The sequence below is a fragment of the Agromyces cavernae genome, from assembly GCF_021044935.1.
In the GTDB taxonomy this organism is placed as follows: domain Bacteria; phylum Actinomycetota; class Actinomycetes; order Actinomycetales; family Microbacteriaceae; genus Agromyces; species Agromyces cavernae.
This window is the reverse complement of the sequence record NZ_JAJNMP010000002.1, coordinates 316,983-337,131: the sequence shown is the minus strand read 5'-3', so window position 1 is coordinate 337,131 and position 20,149 is coordinate 316,983. Positions and strand designations below refer to the sequence as shown.

Here is a 20,149-nt window from a genome sequence, read left to right as displayed (position 1 = left end):
CCGAGGGTGCTCCGCGGCCCAGTATGATCGCTCCTGTGCCCGGACCAGAACGCAGGAGCGAGCCGTCGATCCCGGCCGAAGACCGGCTGTTCAGCCTCGTGCTCGCGTTGCTCGCGACCGAGGCGGGGCTGTTGAAGTCCGAGATCCTCTCGACCGTGCGCGGCTACGCCGAGCGTTTCGATCGGTCGGGCGCGAACGTCAATCTCGATCGCCAGTTCGAGCGCGACAAAGACCAGATCCGCGAACTCGGCATTCCGCTCGAGACCGTCGAGTCGCCCGATAGGCCCGGCGACAACCAGTCGTTGCGCTATCGAATCCCCAAGGGGCAGTACGACCTGCCCGACGAGGTTCGGTTCACGCCCGACGAACTCACGCTGCTCGGCCTCGCCGCCGAGGTGTGGCGTGAGGCGTCGCTCTCCGAAGACTCGCAGCGAGCCCTCACCAAGCTGCGGGCGCTCGGCATCGAGCCGCGCGAGCCGGTCATCGGCTATGCGCCGCGCCTTCGGGTGCGCGATGCCGCATTCGAGCCGCTCCGCCAGGCCCTCGACCGACGCCAATCCGTGCGATTCGACTACTTCAAGCCCGGCGAACGGGCACCGCGCGAACGTCGGGTGAATCCGCTCGCGGTCGTGATGCACGAGGGCCGCTGGCACCTGCATGCCCACGACCTCGCCGTCGATGAACCGCGCACGTTCCTGCTGTCCCGCATCGTCGGCGCAGTCACCCCGATCGCGGGCTCGACGTTCGATGCGCCGCCCGCGGGCATTCAGGATCGCGTGATCGCCGATCTCGCCGAGTTGCGCATGCGCAATGCCGCCGATCTCGCCGTGACCGCCGGCAGCGATGCCGAGGTGCGCCTCGGCAAGCGGGCGGTGGAACGCGACGAAGACGCCGGGGTGATCCGATTGCACTACACCGACGCCGCGGTGTTCGCCGACGAACTGGCTGCCTACGGCCCCGAGGTGCGCGTGCTCTCGCCCGAGACGCTGCGCGTAGCCGTGCGCGAGCGCCTGCGTGCTGTCGCCGACGCCCATCGCGAGCCCGAGGTCAGCCGATGAACGCCAACCGGCGCGGAGGTCAGCGGCCGCCGAAGGCGCCGCGCGCACAGAAGGCGCCCGACAAGCTCGTCTTCCTCCTCGCGCTCGTTCCGTACCTGCTCGAGCGCCAGGTCGTCGACGTCGACGAGGCGGCCGCCCACTTCGGCGTCTCCGACGAGGCGATCCGCGACGCCGTGAAGCTGATCGCGACATCCGGCCTGCCCGGCGCCACGGGCACGTACCAGCCGAACGACCTGTTCGACATCGATTGGGACTCGTTCGAAGACGACGACGTCATCGTGATCGTGCACCACGTCGCGATCGACGACGCACCGCGGCTCTCGGCACGCGAGGCAGCGGCGCTCATCGCGGGACTCAAGTACCTCACGGCCCTGCCCGAGAACGCGAACAGCGCCTCGCTGGCGTCGCTCATGGCCAAGCTCACGGCAGGGGCGTCGGCGACCCCGACACGCATCGGCGTCGCCGAGACCGAGGCCGACGCGTCGCTCGCACGCATCCGCGAGGCCGTCGCCGGCGGCCGCCAGCTGGAGTTCGACTACCGCAACGCCCTCGGCATCGCCGGCCGCCGTCGCGTCGACCCGCTGCGGGTGCTCTCCCAAGACGCCGACTGGTACCTGCAGGCGTACTGCCACACCCGCGAAGACGTCCGCAACTTCCGCGTCGACCGCATGAGCGCACTCGTCGTCTCGGAGGTGCCGATCGACGAGCACCCCGACCGCGTCGTGCCCGAGACGCTCTTCCAGGGCTCCGACTCCGACCTCGACGTCGTGGTCGACGTCGCGCCCGCCGCGCTGCCGCTGCTGGCCGACTACCTCGCGGACTCGACGGTGACCGAGGTCGACGGGCACCTGCGGGTCACCCTGCGCCTCGCCCACGTTCACGGCCTGAAGCGTCTCGTCGCCGGACTTCCGGGCCTCGTCACGGTCGTCGCGCCCCCCGAGGCGCGCGCCGCGGTCGCCGGCTGGGCCGAAGCGGGACTTGCAGGGTACGCTGACGCCGGGTCATCCGTTCGCGATCATGAACCCACCGACCCCGGCGACAGGTAGACTGTCGTCACCATCCACCGAGAAACGGACGAATTCCTATGTGGCAAGGCTTCACCGGTTGGCACGCGCTGATCATTCTCGTGGTCATCCTGCTGCTCTTCGGCGCACCCAAGCTCCCGGCGCTCGCCCGTAGCCTCGGGCAGTCGATGAAGATCCTGAAGAGCGAGGTTCGGCCCGACGACAAGGCCGACGGCGACGCCGCGTCGACAGACGCCGCGGCGAAGCCCGAAGAGCCCGGCTCCAGCAAGACCGCCTGACTCCGATGACCGCGGTGAAGGATCGCGGAAAGAACCGCGAGAAGCGGATGTCGCTCGGCGCACATCTGATCGAGTTGCGCAAGCGGCTCTTCATCTCTGCGATCGCGATCGTTCTGGGCATGGTCGCGGGCTGGGTGCTCACCGACCTCTTCGTGTGGGACGCGCTCCAAGACCCGGTGCAGCGCGTCGCCGAGGCGCGGGGCGACGACACGGCGATCATCTTCCAGACGATCACGAGTTCGTTCGACCTGATGCTCCAGATCTCGTTCACGATCGGAATCGTGATCTCGGCGCCCGTGTGGCTGTACCAGATCTTCGCGTTCCTCGTGCCGGGACTGAGCTCTCGCGAGCGCAAGTTCACCTTCGCGTTCTTCGCGTCGGCCATCCCGCTCTTCTTCGCGGGGTGTGCGGCCGGCTGGTTCGTGCTGCCGAACATCGTGAAGCTCATGACGAGCTTCGTGCCCGAAGGCGGTGAGACGCTGCTCACGGCGAAGGAGTACATCGACTTCGTGCTGAAGCTCGTGGTCGCCATCGGCATCGCGTTCGTCGTGCCGGTGTTCATCGTGCTGCTGAACTTCGCCGGCGTCATCAGTGCGGCGGCGATCATCAAGTCGTGGCGGATCGCGATCCTCGTGATCGTCCTGTTCACGGCGATCGCGACCCCCTCGGCCGACGTCATCTCGATGTTCATGCTCGCGATCCCCATGATCGCGCTGTACTTCGCCGCCTGGTTCATCGCAAGCCTGCACGACAAACGCGTCGAACGGCGCAATCGCGAGGAGTTCGGCGCCCCTGTCTAGGCTGAAGGGGTGATGAGCCTCTCCCCGGCCGAGCGCTATGCCCGTTCCCGACAGCAGCGCAGGCAGCCTCGGCTCGCCGAATTCGCCGCCGGGCTGAAGTTCGACCTCGACGCGTTCCAGTCGGCATCGTGCGCGTCCCTCGATGAGGGCCGCAGCGTGCTCGTCGCGGCGCCGACGGGTGCGGGCAAGACGGTCGTCGCCGAGTTCGCCGTGTTCCTCGCCATGCAGGAGCCGGGCGCCAAGGTGTTCTACACGACCCCGATCAAGGCGCTCTCCAATCAGAAGTACCAGGAGTTCGCCGACGTCTGGGGTGCTGAGTCGGTCGGCCTGCTCACGGGCGACACGAACATCAACTCGGGTGCCCGCATCGTCGTGATGACGACCGAGGTGCTGCGCAACATGCTCTACGCCGACTCACCGTTGCTCGACCGGCTCGCGTACGTGGTCATGGACGAGGTGCACTACCTCGCCGACCGGTTCCGCGGTGCGGTGTGGGAGGAGGTGATCATCCACCTCCCCGAGCAGGTGCGGCTCGTCTCGCTCAGCGCGACCGTCTCGAATGCCGAGGAGTTCGGGGACTGGCTGCAGGCGGTGCGCGGCGACACCGACGTGATCGTCTCCGAAGAGCGGCCCGTGCCGCTCGAGCAGCATGTGCTGGTCAAGGCGAAGCTGCTCGACCTGTTCGACTCATCGGGCCAAGCGGCGACCAACCGGGTGAACCCCGAGCTCAAGCAGCTCGCCCGCGTCGGCGGGCGCTCGATCTCGAGCCGATCGAGCAGAGGTCGGCGCGGTGGCGACCGAGGCCGATTCCACCAGGGCGGGCAGGCGCAGGGGCGGCTCGATCGCCCCGAGGTGGTCGCACTCCTGCAGGGCAAGAACCTGCTGCCGGCGATCGTGTTCATCTTCTCCCGTGCGGGGTGCGACCAAGCCGTGCGCCAAGTGCTGCGTTCCGGTATCCGGCTCACCGAATCGAACGAACGCACCGAGATCCGCGCCATCGTCGACGAGCGCGCACGGATGCTCCGTGACGAGGATCTCGCGGTGCTCGGCTACTGGGAGTGGCGCGAAGGGCTCGAGCGCGGGGTCGCCGCGCACCACGCAGGCATGCTGCCGGCCTTCAAGGAGATCGTCGAAGAGCTCTTCCAGCTGAAGCTGCTCAAGGTCGTGTTCGCGACCGAGACGCTCGCGCTCGGGGTGAACATGCCTGCCCGCTCGGTCGTGCTCGAGAAGCTCGAGAAGTTCAACGGCGAGGCTCGCGTGCCGATCACGCCGGGGGAGTACACCCAGCTCACCGGTCGCGCAGGCCGCCGGGGAATCGACGTCGAGGGGCACTCGGTGATCCAGTGGGTCGACGGTCTCGACCCCGAATCGGTCGCCGCGCTCGCCTCGCGACGCAGCTACCCGCTGAATTCGAGTTTCCGTCCGACGTACAACATGGCCGTCAACCTCATCGATCAGTTCGGGCGCGACCGCACCCGTCAGATCCTCGAACTGTCGTTCGCGCAGTTCCAGGCGGACCGTGCGGTGGTCGACCTCGCGCGGACCCTGCGCAAGCAGGAGGAGTCGATGGCCGGGTACGAGCAGGCGATGACGTGCCACCTGGGCGACTTCGCGGAGTACGCGGCCCTGCGACGCAGCATCTCGGCCATCGAGCGCCAGTCGTCCAAGGGCAACGCGACGCACGCGCAACGAGAGCGCATGCAGCGCGAGCTCGCGGGAGCTCGCAAGGCGATGCGAGCGCATCCGTGCCACGGCTGTGCCGAACGCGAGCAGCACGCACGGTGGGCCGAGCGCTGGTGGCGCCTGAAGCAGGAGCACGACCAGCTCTCACGCCAGATCCACACCCGCACCGGGCAGGTCGCGAAGCGGTTCGACCGGGTCGGCGAGGTGCTCGAGACCCTCGGCTACCTCGAGCGCGACGCGAAGGGCTCACTCGTGTCGACGTCGGCCGGGCGCATCCTGAAGCGCATCTACGGTGAGCGCGACCTGCTCGTGGCCGAGTGCCTGAGGCGCGGGCTCTGGAACGGGCTCGACACCGCCGGCATCGCGGCGATGGCTGCCGCGCTCGTCTACGAACCGCGCCGGGACGATCGGGGAATCGACTACCGGCTGCCGCGTGGCGGGTTCCGCGAGGCGTTCGATCGCACGCTCGACACGTGGAGCGTGCTCGACGACCTCGAACGCGACCACCGGCTGCCGGGCAGCGATCAGCCGTCGCCGGCGCTCTCGTCGGCGATGCACGCGTGGGCGCGAGGCGCCGGCCTCGGCTCGGTGCTTGACGACACCGACCTCGCGGCAGGTGACTTCGTGCGTCTCACCAAGCAGGTGGTCGACCTGCTCGACCAGATCTCGATCGTGGCCGACGCCGAGCTGGGTGCCACCGCACGGGCGGCGATCGACGACGTGCGCCGCGGCGTCGTCGCCTACGGCACGGTCGCCTGACGCGGCATCGGCTGAGCCCCCGCGCGCGGCGACTGGCGGCGCGGTCGCTTAGGCTGATCTGGTGCCCGAGAACGATCCGCGTCCGCTGATGCCGCTGTGGGCCGCGGTCGTGGTCGCGATCGTCGGCGGGCTCCTCTACGACCTCGGCTTTCCCGGCGCGAGCATCTGGCCGCTCGCATTCGCCGGCATCGCACTCGCACTGCTCAGCCTGATCGGCCGCAGCGCATGGGCGGCGGCGCTCGTGGGGTTCGCCTTCGGCCTCGCGTTCTACCTGCAGCAGGTTTCATGGACCGCGCTGTACCTCGGGCCCATCCCGTGGCTTGCACTCTCGATTCTCGAGTCGGCGTTCGTCGCCGGTGGCGCCGTGCTGATCGCCCTCGCCTACCGGTGGGTACCTCGGGCCACGTCGTCGCGGTGGATCCGCCTCCTCGGGCTGCCGCTGCTCGTCGCCGGCCTCTGGATCGTGCGCGAGGCCGCCACTGGGTCGATCCCGTACGGCGGATTCCCGTGGGGCAGGGCCGCGCTCAGCCAGTCCGAGAGTCCGTTCGCCGAGGTCGTGTCGTGGGTCGGGTCGACCGGGCTCGGGTTCATCATGGTCGCGATCGTCGCGGGCGTCATCGAGTGGGTTCGAGTGAGCGGTTGGCGCGACGTGCGCACCGTGATCCCGGTTGTGTCGCTCGCCCTCGTCGCCGCGGTCGTCCCGGCCTGGTCGACGACGTCGACGGGTGAGCTTCGCGTGGCGAGCGTGCAGGGCAACGGGCCATCGGGCTATTTCGACGTGCGGGAACCGGGCGATGTGCTCGCAGCGCAGCTGGCCGCGACCCAGCCGATCCTCGACGAGCCCGGCATCGACGTGCTGCTCTGGCCCGAGGGCGGCTCCGACCTCGACCCCACGCGAAGCCCTGAAGTCGCACGGACCTTCGACTCGCTCAGCCGACAGCTCGACGCGCCCGTCGTGCTGAACACGGTCACGACCGACGGCGAAGACGAGTTCTTCAACACGTCGATGCTGTGGCTCGACGGCGAGGGCGCCGTCGACACGTACGACAAGCGCAACCCGGTGCCGTTCGGCGAGTACATCCCCGACCGGTGGTTCTACGAATCGATCGTGCCCGAGCTCACGGGCCTGATTCAGCGCGGGTATTCGCCCGGCACGAACCCGCCGGTCTTCGATCTCGGACCTGCGATCACGGGGCTCGCGATCTGCTTCGACGTGATCTACGACGAGCTCGTCTGGGAGGGCGCGCGCGACGGTGCCGAGCTCTACATGTTCCAGACGAACAACGCCGACTTCCGCGGCACAGACGAGAACCAGCAGCAGCTCGCGATCGCGCGGCTGCGGGCGATCGAGACTGGTCGCTCAGTGGTGAACATCTCGACGGTCGGCGCGAGTCAGGTGATCGACGCGGCGGGTCGCACGATCGACTCGCTGCCGGTCGATGAGCCCGGCGCGATGGTGACCGACCTCGAGCTGCGCACCGGGCTGACGCCGTCGGTCGTGCTCGGAGGGACCGTGCCGCTCGTCGTCGTCGTCGGGTCGCTCGTGGCGCTCGTCGCGGCGGGAGTCATCGCGCGCCAGAAGGCACGACGTGACGTCGGCGACGATGTCGCCGAGGGCTCGGGGCGCGATGAGGGTTCGGCGCCGTCGCAGCGCTGAGGCTAGGCGCCGATCTTCTGCTGGCCGCGACGGGCGCGCAGGTAGGTGAGGCGCTCTTCGAGCAGTTCTTCGAGCTCGGCACGGGTGCGACGCTCGAGCAGCATGTCCCAGTGGGTGCGTGCGATCTTCTCGCCGGACCGATCGATGTCGACGGGCTTGGAGTCGACGAGCAGCACGGCGGAAGCGCCGCAGTGACGGCACTCCCAGGTCTCGGGGAGTTCGGCCTCGGTCGAGAAGGTCATCACCGTCTCGCGGCCGCACGTCTCACATCGGTACGTGTAGTCCGCACGGTCGGCGAACACCACGCCGTCTTCGCTCTGCAGGCTCTGCGCGCCGATTCGCATGCCCCGAAGGCTCCGGTCCGCCATGGCGTACTCCTCTTCTTGATCGTCTCTCAGTGTCAACGATCAAGCTGGGCGTTCCCTTTCCGCAGCCTGATGTTTACCGGGGAATTCTCAGCTTCGAGCGGAGATGAGCGGCAGCGCGAGGTCGACCCGGTCGGTCACGAGGCCGTCGACGCCGAGGTCGAGCAGCCTGGTCATGTCGGCCGGCTCGTTCACGGTCCACACGTGCACCTCGACGCCGACTCGATGCGCGGTCTCGATGAATCGCGGGGAGACCAGCCGCACGAGGCCGGCACGCTCGGGCACCTGCAGCGCGCGTGCTCCGCGAAGCGCCCGGATCGCCGCCGACCTCGACCCGAGCCACGCGGCGAGCCGGAACCGCAGCACTCCCGCGCCGCCGACCGAGGTGACGACGTCGGGCAGCTGCGCCGCAGCACGGCGTCGCCGGCGGTCGGAGAAGCTCGTCAGGAGCACCCGGCTCGCCGCGCGCGTGCGGGTGATCGCATCGACCGTCGGCCCGACGGCCGCGTCCTCCTTGAGGTCGATGTTGAAGCGCGACTCGGGGAATGCGTCGAGCGCCTCCTCGAGCGAGGCGAATCCCTGCGCATGTCCGAGGTCGATCCGCCGTAGTTCGGCCATCGTGAGCTGGCCGACCGCGACGTCACGACCGGCGACCCGGTCGAGCGATGGATCGTGCGAGACGACCGCGACGCCGTCGTGGCTCGCGTGCACGTCGGTCTCGAGGTATCGCGCTCCGACCGCGACCGCCCGCGCGAACGCCAGGAGCGTGTTCTCGGGAGCGTCGAGGGCGAGTCCGCGATGCGCGAGTACGCGCGGCGCGCGCGGTTCGAAGTACGCGGATGCCACGTCGCGAGGTCAGCCCTGCGGCGTCGGGTTCTCGGGGGCGACGCGGGGGGCGGCCGCGGGCGGAGCCGATGGCGCCGCACCGGGCTGCTGCGGGGCGAACGCCCTGCCGATGCCCTTCAGCGCCTCGGTCAGCTCGCTCGGAATGACCCACAGCTTGTTGGCATCCCCCTGCGCGAGCTGCGGCAGCATCTGGAGGTATTGATAACCGAGGAGCTTGGGGTCTGCGTCTCCCTTGTGGATGGCGTCGAAGACCGTGAGGATCGCCTCGGCCTCACCCTGCGCGCGCAGGACCGCAGCCTTCGCGTCACCCTCGGCCTGGAGGATCGCGGCCTGACGCGCGCCCTCGGCCGTGAGGATCTGCGACTGCTTCGTGCCCTCGGCCGTGAGGATGAGCGCGCGGCGGTCACGCTCGGCGCGCATCTGCTTCTCCATCGAGTCCTGGATGGAGTGGGGCGGGTCGATCGCCTTGAGCTCGACACGTGAGACGCGGATGCCCCACTTGCCGGTCGCCTCGTCGAGCACGATGCGCAACTGGCCGTTGATGTTGTCGCGCGAGGTGAGCGCCTCTTCGAGGTTGAGCCCGCCGACGACGTTGCGCAGCGTCGTCGTGGTGAGCTGCTCGACCGCACCGAGGTAGTTCGCGATCTCGTAGGTGGCAGCCCGGGCGTCGGTGACCTGGAAGTACACGACCGTGTCGATGGAGACCACGAGGTTGTCTTCGGTGATCACCGGCTGCGGCGGGAACGAGACGACCTGCTCGCGCATGTCGACGAGCGGGCGCAGCCGGTCGATGAAGGGCACGAGGATGTTCAGGCCGGGCGTGAGCGTCTTGTGATACCGCCCGAGCCGCTCGACGACGCCGGCGTACGCCTGCGGGATGATGCGCACGGAACGCGCGATGACGACGATGACGAAGATGACGATCGCGATGACGACGATCGTCGTGATGATGCCGGTGATGTCCATTACTGGGGAGTGTTCCTCTCTACCGGCACGACGACCGCCGTCGCACCGTCGATGCCGGTGACGAGCACGCGCTCGCCCACGGCGACATCGGCCTGATCGGTGATGGGGGAGAGCCGGGCCGTCCAGACGTCGCCGTTCTGCAGGCGGACCTGGCCGCCGGCCGCGTTCACGGTGCGCACGACCGTGCCGTCGGCGCCGATGAGCGCATCGATGTTGCTGCGCGCGGGGTCGCCGCCGCGGCGCAGCATGCGCAGCAACGGTGGGCGAAGCGCCAGGATGAGCGCGACCGAGACGACCGCGGCGATGATGAACTGGGCCCACCACGGGATGCCGAACAGGCCCGAGAGCAGCCCGGCGACACTGCCGAGCGCGAGCATGAGGAAGGTCATCTCGAGCGTGAACACCTCGATCGTCGCGAACGCGAGGATCAGCACGAGCCACACGATCCACGCGTACTGGGTCAGCACATCCAAATGAGTCTCCTTCGTACGCGGTCGCTGCTCCGAAACTATCAGTGCCGGGTGCGGCATGGGGGAGTTGATAGTCTCGGTTCGCGCCGTTCCGCCCGTCGGCCGATCGGTCCGTCAACAGCTTCGAGGAGTCCCACGTGACCAACCCACTCGCCCCCGGTTCGCTCGCCGGCCGCGTCGCCGTCGTGACCGGCTCGTCGCGCGGCATCGGAGCCGACACGGCTCGCTACCTGGCCGCGGCCGGAGCCTCCGTCGTGGTGAACTATCGCAGCAAGGCGCCTCGCGCCGACAAGGTCGTCGCTGAGATCGTCGCCGCGGGGGGCACGGCGATCGCCGTCGGCGCAGACCTGACCGACGCGGCATCCGTCGCCGCGATGTTCGAGCGAGCCGAGACCGAACTCGGAATGGTCGACGTGCTCGTCTTGAATGCCTCGGGCGGCATGGAGACCGCCATGGGCGAGGACTACGCGATGCGTCTCAACCGCGACGCACAGGTCAATGTCGTCGAGGGCGCGCTGCCGCACCTCGCCGAGGGGGCGCGCATCGTGTTCGTCACGAGTCACCAGGCGCACTTCATCCGCACCACGCCCACGATGCCCGAATACGAGCCGGTGGCCCTCTCGAAGCGCGCCGGCGAAGACGCCCTGCGCGCGAAGGTGCCCGAGCTCGAGGCATCCGGAATCGAACTCGTGGTCGTCTCTGGCGACATGATCGAGGGAACCATCACCGCCACGCTCCTCGAGCGCGCCAACCCCGGTGCGATCGACGCCCGCAAGCAGGACGCCGGCCGCCTCTACAACGTCGCCGAGTTCGCCGCCGAGGTCGCCTCCGCGGCGGTCGATCCCGTTCCGGCCGACCACACGCGCTACGTCGGGGACGTGTCGGGTTTCGCGCCCGAATCCGCCTCCTGAGCTCGCGGTACATCGCGGACGCACGAAACGAGGCCGGCCGGAGCAGCGCTCCGACCGGCCTCGTCTCGTCGTCTCGGTGATCAGGCTGCGGGCGTGACCCCGCGGCCGAACGTGAACGCGCGCACGATCTGCACGATGCCGAGCACGATGAGCGCGATGCCCGCGATCGTGAACAGCACGACTGCGCCCCACAGCGGCGAGAACAACAGCACGATGCCGGCGACGATGCTGAGCAGCGCGAAGAAGATCGCCCAGCCCTTCGACGGCGCGTCGCCGAGGTGCGCGAACGCGACGACGCCCTCGACGATCCACAGCACGCCGATCAGCACGGCGATGAACACGGCGAGCACCGCGGTCGTCTGCGCGAGGTTCATGAAGGCGATGATCGCGCCGATGATGAAGAGGATGCCGAGGATGATGTCGAGCGCCCTCGCACCTCCCGAGATGCCCTTCGAGAAGATGCCCATGCCGAGGTAGGCGATGCCGGCGATGATCAGGTAGATCGCGAGGATCGCGGTGAGCACTGCGGCCGAACGCTCGGGCCAGAAGGTGATCAGGATGCCGATGATGAGGGCGACGGCACCGCTGACGCCGAGCGTCGTGCGGATCGTGTTGATCGACGACTTCGAGAGTTCTGCGGCGTCGATGGAGAACGAGGCGAAGAGCCCGGTGGGCTGCGGCGAAGACATGACGGTGTCCTTTCTGACGGCGAGACCGTGCGGGGTCAGGCTACGACCGAACGTCAGCTGAGGAACGCATGCAACCCGCGCGTCGCTACATCGGTGCGGGCGCTTCGCCGGTATACATGGCGAACGTCGCGGCCGCCGCGGCGCGAGCGGTCTCGAGATCGACCCCGTCGGCCGCCTGCGCCTCGGCCCACGCGTCGGCCGAGCCGCGCATGAACGCGCGCCCCTCGTCGCTGAGACTCCATGCCATCGGATCTTCGGGGCGTGCGTCGGGATCGGTGAGATGCAGCGACAGGCCGAGCAGCCCCTGGTCCCAGCCGATGCCCGTGCCGGCAGGCCCGAACTGCTGCCAGATCTCGTCGGGCACGACCGAGGCGGGCGCGACGTGCTCGAGCTCGATGCGCGTGCGGTCGGCGCCGGCGGACTCGAGGTGCACCGTCACCCAGGTCTCGCCGCCGCCGCCGAACTCCCAGGTGATGCCGAAGTGCGCGCGGCCTTCGTGCGGCGGTTCGCACGACTGCACCGTGCCGCCGGCGTTGCCCTCGAGCTGGTACCGGCCGCCGAGCCGCAGGTCGCCGCTGATCGGCAGGAACCAGCGGGCGATGCGCTCGGAGGACGTCAGTGCGTCCCACACGTCGTCGATCGGCGACGGGTAGGTCTGCGCGAGCGTCTGCACATGTGCGGGCGTTCCGTCGACGTCATCGGTGCGGACCGCGCGCTCGACGGCGTCGAGTTGCGTGGCGATGTCAACCATGTCAGTTCTCCTCATTATCGGGATCGTGCTCTTCTTTGTCGGGATCGTGGTCTTCGGCGTCGGCTTCGGCTTCGGCTTCGAGCCGGCGCCGCCGGCGACCCCGGGCGAGCTCGGTTCCGAGGGCGTCGAGCCGCGGCATCCAGAATCGGCGGAACGCATCGAACCACTCGTCGGCCGCCGCCAGCGGCCCCGGATCGAGCGCGTAGACGCGCCGCGTTCCCTCAGGATGCACCGTGGCGAAGCCCGCCTCGCGCAGCACGCGCAGGTGCTGGGACACGGCGGGCTGCGAGATGCCGAACTCGGCCTGGATCACGCGGCCGAGTTCGCCCGCCGACGATTCGCCGTCGGCGAGCAGTTCGAGGATGCGTCGCCGCACGGGATCGCCGAGGATGTCGAGCGCGTGCATGGCTTCATAATTGCATTGAGGCTTATATAAGTCAAGAGTGAATTACTGCGGATGTCGCCCAGCGACGCCGGGGGAGGGCGGGCGGGTTCTGCGACAGGACACTGGAAACTGGTTAGATCGATGACGGTCAGATCGATGGGAACGACGTCGGGGGAGTCTGCGATGGCTGCAGCGCCGACAGATGGAGAGACGATGAGCACGGTCACGACATCAGAGGCGAAGCCCGCGGCGTCGCATGTCGCCGACAGTCACGAGCTGATCCGCGTCCAAGGCGCGCGCGAGAACAACCTCAAGGGAATCGACCTCGAGATCCCGAAGCGCCGGCTCACCGTCTTCACGGGCGTCTCGGGCTCGGGAAAGAGCTCGCTCGTGTTCGGCACGATCGCCGCGGAATCGCAGCGCATGATCAACGAGACGTACAGCACCTTCGTTCAGGGGTTCATGCCGTCGCTCGCGCGACCCGAGGTCGACCTGCTCGAGGGGCTGACCACCGCGATCATCGTCGACCAGGAACGCATGGGCGCCAATTCGCGCTCCACCCTCGGCACCGCGACCGACACCCACGCGATGCTGCGCATCGTCTTCAGCCGTCTCGGGCAACCGCACATCGGCTCGCCGAACGCGTTCTCCTTCAACGTGCCATCGGTGCGGGGGAGCGGCGCCATCACCGTCGAGCGTGGTGCGAGCGAGAGCGAGAAGGTCGAGCGCACGTTCACGGTGCTCGGCGGCATGTGCCCGCGATGCGAGGGCATGGGCACGGTGTCGGACTTCGACTTGACCCAGCTCTACGACGAGACGAAGTCGCTCGCTGAGGGTGCGATCACCGTGCCGGGGTATTCCGCCGACGGTTGGATGGTGCGGATCTTCAGCGAGTCGGGATTCCTCGAGCCGGACAAGCCGATCCGCGACTACTCCGAGACCGAGTTGCACGACTTCCTCTACAAGGAGCAGACGAAGGTCAAGCTCCAGGGCATCAACATGTCCTACGAGGGCCTGATCCCGAAGATCCAGAAGTCCTTCCTCTCGAAGGACCGGGAGGCGATGCAGCCGCACATCCGTGCGTTCGTCGACCGGGCGGTCGTGTTCACCGCCTGCCCCGACTGCGACGGCACCCGGCTCGCCGAGCCCGCGCGATCGTCGCGGATCGGCGGAGTAAACATCGCCGACGCGTGCGCGATGCAGATCAGCGACCTGGCCGAATGGGTGCGGGGGCTCGATGAGCCATCGGTGGCCCCGCTGCTCATCACCCTGCAGCAGACGCTCGACTCGTTCGTCGAGATCGGACTGGGCTACCTCTCGCTCGACCGGCCCTCGGGCACGCTGTCGGGCGGCGAGGCCCAGCGCACCAAGATGATCCGCCATCTCGGCTCATCGCTCACCGATGTCACCTACGTCTTCGACGAGCCGACCATCGGGCTGCACCCCCACGACATCCGGCGCATGAACGACCTGCTGATCCGACTGCGCGACAAGGGCAACACCGTGCTCGTCGTCGAACACAAGCCCGAGAGCATCGCGATCGCCGACCACGTCGTCGACCTCGGCCCGGGTGCCGGCACGGCCGGCGGCACCGTCTGCTTCGAGGGCACCGTCGAGGGGCTCCGCGCCAGCGGCACGCTCACCGGCCGGCACCTCGACGATCGGGCATCGCTCAAGCAGGAGGTGCGCACTCCCGCCGGCGCGCTGGAGATCCGCGGAGCGACCGCGAACAACCTGCGCGATATCGACGTCGACATCCCGCTCGGCGCGCTCGTCGTCATCACCGGTGTGGCCGGCTCGGGCAAGAGCTCGCTCGTGCACGGCTCGATTCCCGCCGGCGCGGGCGTCGTGTCGATCGACCAGGGCGCGATCCGGGGCTCGCGACGCAGCAACCCGGCGACGTACACCGGGCTGCTCGAGCCGATCCGCAAGGCGTTCGCGAAAGCCAACGGCGTGAAGCCGGCACTGTTCAGTGCCAACTCCGAGGGTGCGTGCCCGACGTGCAACGGCGCAGGCATGATCTACACCGAGCTGGGGTTCATGGACACGGTCGCCACACCGTGCGAGGAGTGCGAGGGCAAGCGGTTCCAGGCGTCGGTGCTCGAGTACCGTCTCGGCGGCCGCAACATCGCCGAGGTCCTGGCCATGCCGGTCACCGAAGCCGAGGAGTTCTTCGCCTCGGGGGAGTCGAAGATCCCGGCTGCGCACAAGATCCTCTCCCGGCTGGCCGATGTCGGGTTGGGGTACGTCAGCCTCGGCCAGCCGCTGACGACGCTCTCCGGCGGTGAACGCCAGCGACTCAAGCTGGCGACGCACCTGGGGGAGGAAGGCGGTGTCTACGTGCTCGACGAACCCACGACCGGACTTCACCTCGCCGACGTCGAGCAGCTGCTCGGCCTGCTCGACCGTCTCGTCGACTCGGGCAAGTCGGTCATCGTCATCGAGCACCACCAGGCGGTCATGGCGCACGCCGACTGGATCATCGACCTCGGCCCCGGTGCGGGACACGACGGCGGGCAGGTCGTCTTCGAGGGCACGCCCGCTGAACTCGTCGCAGTACGATCCACGCTCACCGGCGAACACCTCGCCGAGTACGTCGGCGCCTGAGGCTGCTGGAGTCGCCGTCGACCGGCGGTTGCGGACAGTGACAGGGTTGTCAGGTGAGCGCGCAGCGGAGATTCCAGACCACGGTCGCCGTGGATCGGCGGGGCCGCACGCGGGTGCCGATTCCGTTCGACCCGGATGAATCGTGGGGTGCCAAGCCTCGCCATCCGGTGAGGGGATCCGTGGCCGGCAGGCCGATGCGCGGCGTCGTCGAGAAGCTGGAGGACGGGCCGGTCATCGCGCTGGGACCGGCGTGGACCGGTGTCGCGTTGCGTGACGGAGCCGAGGTGGAGGTCGTACTCGAGCCCGAGGGACCCCAGCGAGCCGACCTCGCACCCGATATCGCCGAGGCATTCGATGCCGCTCCCGATGCGGCCGCGTTCTTCGACTCCCTCGCACAGTTCTACCGAAAAGCCTGGCTACGGTGGATCGACTCGACGAAGCGTCATCCGGAACAGCGCCCGAGTCGAATCGCCGAAGTGGTTCGCCTGCTGAAGCAAGGACACAAAACGCGTCCTTGACCGACTCATCGAACTGTCGGTAGAGGGTCGTATTCGATGGCCCTGGGTTCAGGGCTCAGCTGAGGGGGAGTGGCGAAGCGCTGTCAAGGTCAGTTGACTTCTGCGCTCTGATCCGCCAAGCCCATGAGCGTGAGGAGCTCCAACGCGGTGTGCGCTGCGGCAAGCCCGGTCACACCTGCATGGTCGTAGGCCGGCGCGACTTCGACCACATCGCCCCCGACGATGTTGAGTCCACGCAGCTGCCGAAGCACGGCGAAGAACTCGCGCGTGCTGATACCTGCCACCTCGGGCGTGCCTGTGCCGGGCGCCTGCGAGGGGTCGAGCACGTCAATGTCGATCGAAACGTACACAGGGCCGGAGCCGAGTCGCTCGCGGATCTGATCCGCGATGCTCTGCATCGATCGATCCTGGAATGCTTCGCTTCGGATGATTTCGAAGCCGACCTCGCGGTCGTCGTCGAGCTCGCTCGGGTCATAGATCCCGCCTCGGATGCCGACGTGCTGGCAGTGCTCGAGGTCGAGCAGCCCTTCCTCGGCCGCCCGGCGGAACGGGGAGCCGTGCCAGATGCTCGCGCCATGGAGCACATCCCAGGTGTCGAGGTGGGCGTCGAAGTGCAGCACGGCAAGCGGCCCATGCTCGCGCGCCGCGGCGCGCAGCAAGGGGAGTGCGATCGTGTGATCACCGCCGAGGGCGAGGATCTTCGTACCCTGGACGACGAGCCGCTCAGCCTTCGCCTGAATCGTCTCGATGGCCTGCTCGATACCGTACGGGCCCACACCGAAATCGCCGGCGTCGACGACCTGCTGGTCCCGGAAGGGGAAGGTCTCGTGAATTTGGTGGTACGGATGAAGCTGGCGCGAGTGCTCACGGATGTGCGTCGGGCCGAAACGCGCGCCCGGTCGGAAGCTCGTGCCCGAGTCGAACGGGATGCCGACTATCGCGAGGTCGGCATGCTCGACTTCCTCGATCCTCGGGAGGAGCGCGAATGTCGCGATCCCCGCGTATCGGGGAAGGTCGGCCTCCTCGCGCTGCCCGATGATCGTCCGTTCGTTCGTCATGGCCGATACCTCGCCTTCGTGTTAGCGGCCCTCGGTCATGCCGAGTGTTTCTGACGCATCGTGCCACGAATGTGCGCGCGCTGCATCACATCATTGTGCAGTATCCTGCACATATGGATGCTGCCACCTCGGCCTTGGCCGCCGCGATCGGAACGCGCGTCCGTTTGGAACGAAGTAGACGCAACTGGACGCAGGACCAGCTCGCGGAGGCCGCCGGCGTGAGCCGGCGAATGGTCGTGAGCGCGGAGCAAGGCGCAGTCAACCCTAGCGTCGGAACGCTTCTGCGGATCAGTGACGCCCTCGGCATCGGCCTTCCCGCCTTGGTCGAGCCCCCGCAGCCCCACACGTACAAGCTCACCCGCAACGGCGCAGGCGCAGTGCTCTGGCGCGGCACTGCCGGCGGCGAGGGCATTCTCGTCGGAGGCACCGCGCCGCCTGACGTGCTCGAGCTCTGGGACTGGACCCTCGGGCCAGGCGATCGATACGAAACCGCCGCCCACGTCACAGGTACAGCGGAAGTGCTGCAAGTCCAGCACGGCACGGTGCTCGTTGAACTCGGCGATGAAACACTCACACTCACGGTCGGCGATGCGCTCACGTTCGATGGAGCAGTTCCGCACGCATACATCAACCGCACTTCTGAAGCAGCCAAGTTCTCCCTCAGTGTCTTCGAACCAGGAGTTGGGACCTGGCCGCGCGTCGCATCCGACAGCTGAAGCCAGACCCGGAACTGTCACATGTCACAGGTAGCCGATAATGCACATTATGTCCGAACGTGATTCACCGATCTGCAAGAAATGCAGGATCTGGCGCGCTCGAGCCCGCGGCTGACGCCCGATCCAGAGGGCACATATCAGTGCCGGGGCGGCCGCCGCGTCGGCTGCGAAAGTCGCTGTCCGGTCATCGGAGCACTGTGATAGAAAGCCGGGATGCACATGATTCTCACGTTCCCTGATCAGCTGCGGCTGATCGACGAACGGTCGGCCGCCTTCCGCGCTGCGGTCGCCGCGGCACCCAGCCTCGACATGCAGATGCCGACCCATCCCGAGCGGACGCTGTTCGATCACGTGCAACACGTGGGCATGGGTCGCCGCAAGGCAGCCGCCATCGTCACCGCCGGGCCCGCCGACGCTCCGCCGGAGGACTCCGCATGGGGAGGCGGCACGGGTGCGCCTCGGGAGCGCGAGGCTCTCTTGGCCTGGTGGGTCGAGTCCGTCGAACACTTGACAAGTGTGCTCCGCGAGGCGGGCCCGGATCGCGGCTGCTGGACATGGTGGGAGGATTCGCCGTCACCGCAGACCTCCGGGGCCTGGGCGCGGCGCCAGCTCCACGAGATCGCGGTGCACACCTACGACGTCCAGCTCACCGGGGGTGCCCCGCAGCCGATACCGGAGAAGATCGCCCTCGACGGTTTCGACGACTGCCAGTTCACCCTCTGCGCGACGACGGTCGCCTGGCCACACGACCCCGCCATCGTCGACTACCACGCCAGCGAGGGCCACTCCTGGCGCCTGCGGCTGTCCCACGACGGCGCACAGGTCGCCCGCCTCACGCCCGCTGCCGGCGAGGACTCCGACACGACCGACGCCTCCGCCCGGGGCACGGCCAGTGACCTGGTCCTGTTCTTCTACGGCCGCATACCGCTGGATTCGCTGAAGTTCGAAGGCGACCGTCGTATCTTCGATCAGCTCGCAGCCTGGGACCCGTCCGTGTGACAACCGACGACATGCGATCTCTCGTGCACCCGGAGGCTCCGCTTCAAGCCCGAGCGAGCTTTGTGGAAATCGATCAATGGACTTCACCATCAAGCGGCGACGTGCTCGTGTCGGCGCACGCCGCCGGCGGCCCCGCACGCTCCCTTGCGTGCCGCACCCACGTCCGCGAGGATGATCCGATCCCTGAAGCGCGAAGAGGAGTCGACGCGATGACGAAGTCGCGAAGGAGGTGCGCGCGTTCCAGTACGATCCGGCCAGCTGACGGGCGTTGCCTAGTCGGGTAGCCGATCCATTCCGCTCAAGGCAGCCCTCTGGTCCGCGGAAAGCCGGTCGGGGCGGGGTTGCACGGTGTACCGCTCCCCCACGCCTCGAACGACGAAGGGGTCGGCGAGCACCGGTCGTCCCTCGATCGTCTCAAGTGCCGCGAGGGTGCGGTTCGTAGACCAGCCGAGCGCGGCCGCGAGTTGGTCGGCGGTCGGCGAGCGTCGGGCGTGAACGAGCGCGGCGAGAACCGACTTCGTGTCGCCGACGGCCGGATCGGCGAGGTCGGTGCCGCGGATCTGTTCGGTGAGTCCGCCGAAGAACCGGCCCATGGCCGCGAGTCGGATACCGGGCCGAGACTCCGGTCCGAACATCGCGATGCCGCGCGTCGCCGCGTCCGCAACGCGGGCATGCGCCGTCGAGTCGGTGTGCAACGCGGTGAGCCACACGTCGTCGCCGATGAAGTAGCGTTCTCGGCGACCGTGATCAGCCTGCCTGCTCAACAGGTCCATGCCCTCGAGGTAACCGATGGCTCTCGACACCGCTGCCGGGCTCACTCGCAGTCCGCGCACGAGGTCGGCTGCGGTGAGGCTTCCCGCGTCCGATATCAGCAGGCTGGTGAATACGCGCGAGGCCATTCGCGGCATACCCGTCGCTGCCAACATTCCGGCGAACTCCTCGATGAAGTCACGTGTCTCGTCGGCCGACTCGTCCGCGTGCGGAGATGTGGTGCGATTGCGCACACGATGCGCGGCGGAATCGTGCGCCTGGTCGGCCGAGTACCGGCGGTGGCCGTTGCGAGCGACTTCGCGGCTGATGGTCGAGGTCGGACGGCCGAGCCGCCTGCCGATCTCGGCGTACCCGAGCCCCTCGGCCATGCCGGCCTCGATCGATCGCCGCTCCCCCAAGGTGAGCCTGCCCCCGACCATCGCGCCTCCCCACATTTCGTTCACCGACAGGAATGCAACGCCACGTTGCATTCAGCTGCACTCACACGCAACGATACATGTATCGTAGGCGCATTTCGTTGCTCGCCGTGCAAACGCAACGTAGCGTTTCAAGTATCAGCAACAATTGGAGGACGAACGATGCACATCATGGCGATCTCGACCATCACCGACGAAGACCTGTTCTGGGGCGCTCTGAAGAAGGCGTACGGGAGGCTTCCGAAGGGCGCGAAGTGGGTGTTGGCGGTCGCCAGCAGCGACGGCACGAAAGCAGTGAATGTGCTCGTGCACGACTCGCTCGACGCCGCACGAGCGTTCTTCGAGGAGTACGCCGGTCCCGCGGCGACCACCGAGTATTTCGAAGCCGACGCCGCCAACGCGGTCGGTTTGGCCAAGTGAG

Annotated in this window: 21 protein-coding genes; 12 read left to right on the top strand and 9 right to left on the bottom strand. The window is 68.1% G+C overall.

Annotated elements, in window-relative coordinates; all coding sequences use genetic code 11:
- Nucleotides 1-35: 35 nt before the first annotated feature.
- From LQ757_RS07650 to lnt, 6 genes are all read left to right on the top strand, one after another.
- Nucleotides 36-1,058 (top strand): helix-turn-helix transcriptional regulator, encoded by a 1,023-nt coding sequence (locus tag LQ757_RS07650; protein ID WP_231046630.1) that lies wholly within the window; start codon nt 36-38, stop codon nt 1,056-1,058.
- Nucleotides 1,055-2,104 carry a helix-turn-helix transcriptional regulator gene (locus LQ757_RS07645; protein ID WP_231046629.1) on the top strand — a complete coding sequence of 350 codons (1,050 nt, stop codon included), beginning with the start codon at nt 1,055-1,057 and terminating at the stop codon, nt 2,102-2,104. Before LQ757_RS07650 ends, LQ757_RS07645 begins: the two co-directional genes overlap by 4 nt.
- 38 nt (nt 2,105-2,142) lie before the next feature.
- Nucleotides 2,143-2,361: a twin-arginine translocase TatA/TatE family subunit gene (gene tatA / locus LQ757_RS07640; RefSeq protein WP_231046628.1), complete on the top strand. Its 219-nt coding sequence runs from the start codon at nt 2,143-2,145 to the stop codon at nt 2,359-2,361.
- 5 nt (nt 2,362-2,366) lie between these two features.
- Complete coding sequence (gene tatC / locus LQ757_RS07635; protein WP_372459639.1) at nt 2,367-3,161, top strand: twin-arginine translocase subunit TatC; 795 nt, start codon at nt 2,367-2,369, stop codon at nt 3,159-3,161.
- Nucleotides 3,162-3,173: 12 nt separating this feature from the next.
- Nucleotides 3,174-5,603, top strand: coding sequence for a DEAD/DEAH box helicase (locus tag LQ757_RS07630; RefSeq protein ID WP_231046627.1), 2,430 nt, complete (start codon nt 3,174-3,176; stop codon nt 5,601-5,603).
- A gap of 61 nt (nt 5,604-5,664) precedes the next feature.
- Nucleotides 5,665-7,260, top strand: a complete 1,596-nt coding sequence (gene lnt, locus LQ757_RS07625) for an apolipoprotein N-acyltransferase (protein ID WP_231046626.1) — start codon at nt 5,665-5,667, stop codon at nt 7,258-7,260.
- Between the two features lie 2 nt (nt 7,261-7,262).
- Here the strand turns inward: lnt and LQ757_RS07620 are convergent, their stop codons facing one another.
- From LQ757_RS07620 to LQ757_RS07605, 4 genes are all read right to left on the bottom strand, one after another.
- Nucleotides 7,263-7,628 (bottom strand): RNA polymerase-binding protein RbpA, encoded by a 366-nt coding sequence (locus LQ757_RS07620; RefSeq protein ID WP_231046625.1) that lies wholly within the window; start codon nt 7,626-7,628, stop codon nt 7,263-7,265.
- 87 nt (nt 7,629-7,715) lie between these two features.
- The gene (locus LQ757_RS07615) at nt 7,716-8,471 is read right to left on the bottom strand and encodes a glycerophosphodiester phosphodiesterase family protein (protein WP_231046624.1); all 756 of its coding nucleotides are present in this window, start codon (nt 8,469-8,471) and stop codon (nt 7,716-7,718) included.
- A 9-nt stretch (nt 8,472-8,480) separates the two neighbouring features.
- On the bottom strand, nt 8,481-9,437 hold the full coding sequence (locus tag LQ757_RS07610; RefSeq protein ID WP_231046623.1) for an SPFH domain-containing protein: 957 nt from the start codon (nt 9,435-9,437) through the stop codon (nt 8,481-8,483).
- Nucleotides 9,437-9,904, bottom strand: coding sequence for an NfeD family protein (locus tag LQ757_RS07605; protein ID WP_231047319.1), 468 nt, complete (start codon nt 9,902-9,904; stop codon nt 9,437-9,439). The genes LQ757_RS07610 and LQ757_RS07605 overlap by 1 nt, the downstream gene beginning before the upstream one ends.
- A 140-nt stretch (nt 9,905-10,044) precedes the next feature.
- On the opposite strand from LQ757_RS07605, the gene LQ757_RS07600 reads away from it, so the two are divergent.
- Nucleotides 10,045-10,818 (top strand): SDR family oxidoreductase, encoded by a 774-nt coding sequence (locus LQ757_RS07600; RefSeq protein ID WP_231046622.1) that lies wholly within the window; start codon nt 10,045-10,047, stop codon nt 10,816-10,818.
- 80 nt (nt 10,819-10,898) lie between these two features.
- Here the strand turns inward: LQ757_RS07600 and LQ757_RS07595 are convergent, their stop codons facing one another.
- The 3 genes from LQ757_RS07595 to LQ757_RS07585 all read right to left on the bottom strand — a co-directional run bounded on the left by LQ757_RS07595 (nt 10,899) and on the right by LQ757_RS07585 (nt 12,664).
- A complete protein-coding gene (locus LQ757_RS07595) occupies nt 10,899-11,507 on the bottom strand; it encodes an HdeD family acid-resistance protein (RefSeq protein ID WP_231046621.1) in 609 nt (202 codons plus the stop codon).
- 85 nt (nt 11,508-11,592) lie between these two features.
- Nucleotides 11,593-12,258, bottom strand: coding sequence for an SRPBCC family protein (locus tag LQ757_RS07590; RefSeq protein ID WP_231046620.1), 666 nt, complete (start codon nt 12,256-12,258; stop codon nt 11,593-11,595).
- Nucleotide 12,259: 1 nt separating this feature from the next.
- A complete protein-coding gene (locus tag LQ757_RS07585; RefSeq protein WP_231046619.1) occupies nt 12,260-12,664 on the bottom strand; it encodes an ArsR/SmtB family transcription factor in 405 nt (134 codons plus the stop codon).
- A 192-nt stretch (nt 12,665-12,856) separates the two neighbouring features.
- On the opposite strand from LQ757_RS07585, the gene LQ757_RS07580 reads away from it, so the two are divergent.
- Nucleotides 12,857-15,250, top strand: coding sequence for an ATP-binding cassette domain-containing protein (locus tag LQ757_RS07580; RefSeq protein WP_231046618.1), 2,394 nt, complete (start codon nt 12,857-12,859; stop codon nt 15,248-15,250).
- A 179-nt stretch (nt 15,251-15,429) separates the two neighbouring features.
- On the top strand, nt 15,430-15,768 hold the full coding sequence (locus LQ757_RS07575; protein WP_231046617.1) for a YdeI/OmpD-associated family protein: 339 nt from the start codon (nt 15,430-15,432) through the stop codon (nt 15,766-15,768).
- 89 nt (nt 15,769-15,857) lie between these two features.
- On the opposite strand, the gene speB is transcribed toward LQ757_RS07575, so the two are convergent.
- Nucleotides 15,858-16,826, bottom strand: coding sequence for an agmatinase (gene speB / locus LQ757_RS07570; protein ID WP_231046616.1), 969 nt, complete (start codon nt 16,824-16,826; stop codon nt 15,858-15,860).
- Nucleotides 16,827-16,939: 113 nt separating this feature from the next.
- Here speB and LQ757_RS07565 point away from each other — a divergent pair, with 113 nt between their 5' ends.
- Together LQ757_RS07565 and LQ757_RS07560 are read left to right on the top strand one after the other, a co-directional pair.
- Nucleotides 16,940-17,542, top strand: a complete 603-nt coding sequence (locus LQ757_RS07565) for a helix-turn-helix domain-containing protein (RefSeq protein ID WP_231046615.1) — start codon at nt 16,940-16,942, stop codon at nt 17,540-17,542.
- A gap of 213 nt (nt 17,543-17,755) precedes the next feature.
- Complete coding sequence (locus tag LQ757_RS07560; protein ID WP_231046614.1) at nt 17,756-18,541, top strand: maleylpyruvate isomerase N-terminal domain-containing protein; 786 nt, start codon at nt 17,756-17,758, stop codon at nt 18,539-18,541.
- Between the two features lie 272 nt (nt 18,542-18,813).
- On the opposite strand, the gene LQ757_RS07555 is transcribed toward LQ757_RS07560, so the two are convergent.
- On the bottom strand, nt 18,814-19,731 hold the full coding sequence (locus LQ757_RS07555) for a GbsR/MarR family transcriptional regulator (protein WP_231046613.1): 918 nt from the start codon (nt 19,729-19,731) through the stop codon (nt 18,814-18,816).
- A gap of 168 nt (nt 19,732-19,899) precedes the next feature.
- On the opposite strand from LQ757_RS07555, the gene LQ757_RS07550 reads away from it, so the two are divergent.
- Nucleotides 19,900-20,148 (top strand): hypothetical protein, encoded by a 249-nt coding sequence (locus LQ757_RS07550; RefSeq protein WP_231046612.1) that lies wholly within the window; start codon nt 19,900-19,902, stop codon nt 20,146-20,148.
- Nucleotide 20,149: the final 1 nt, after the last annotated feature.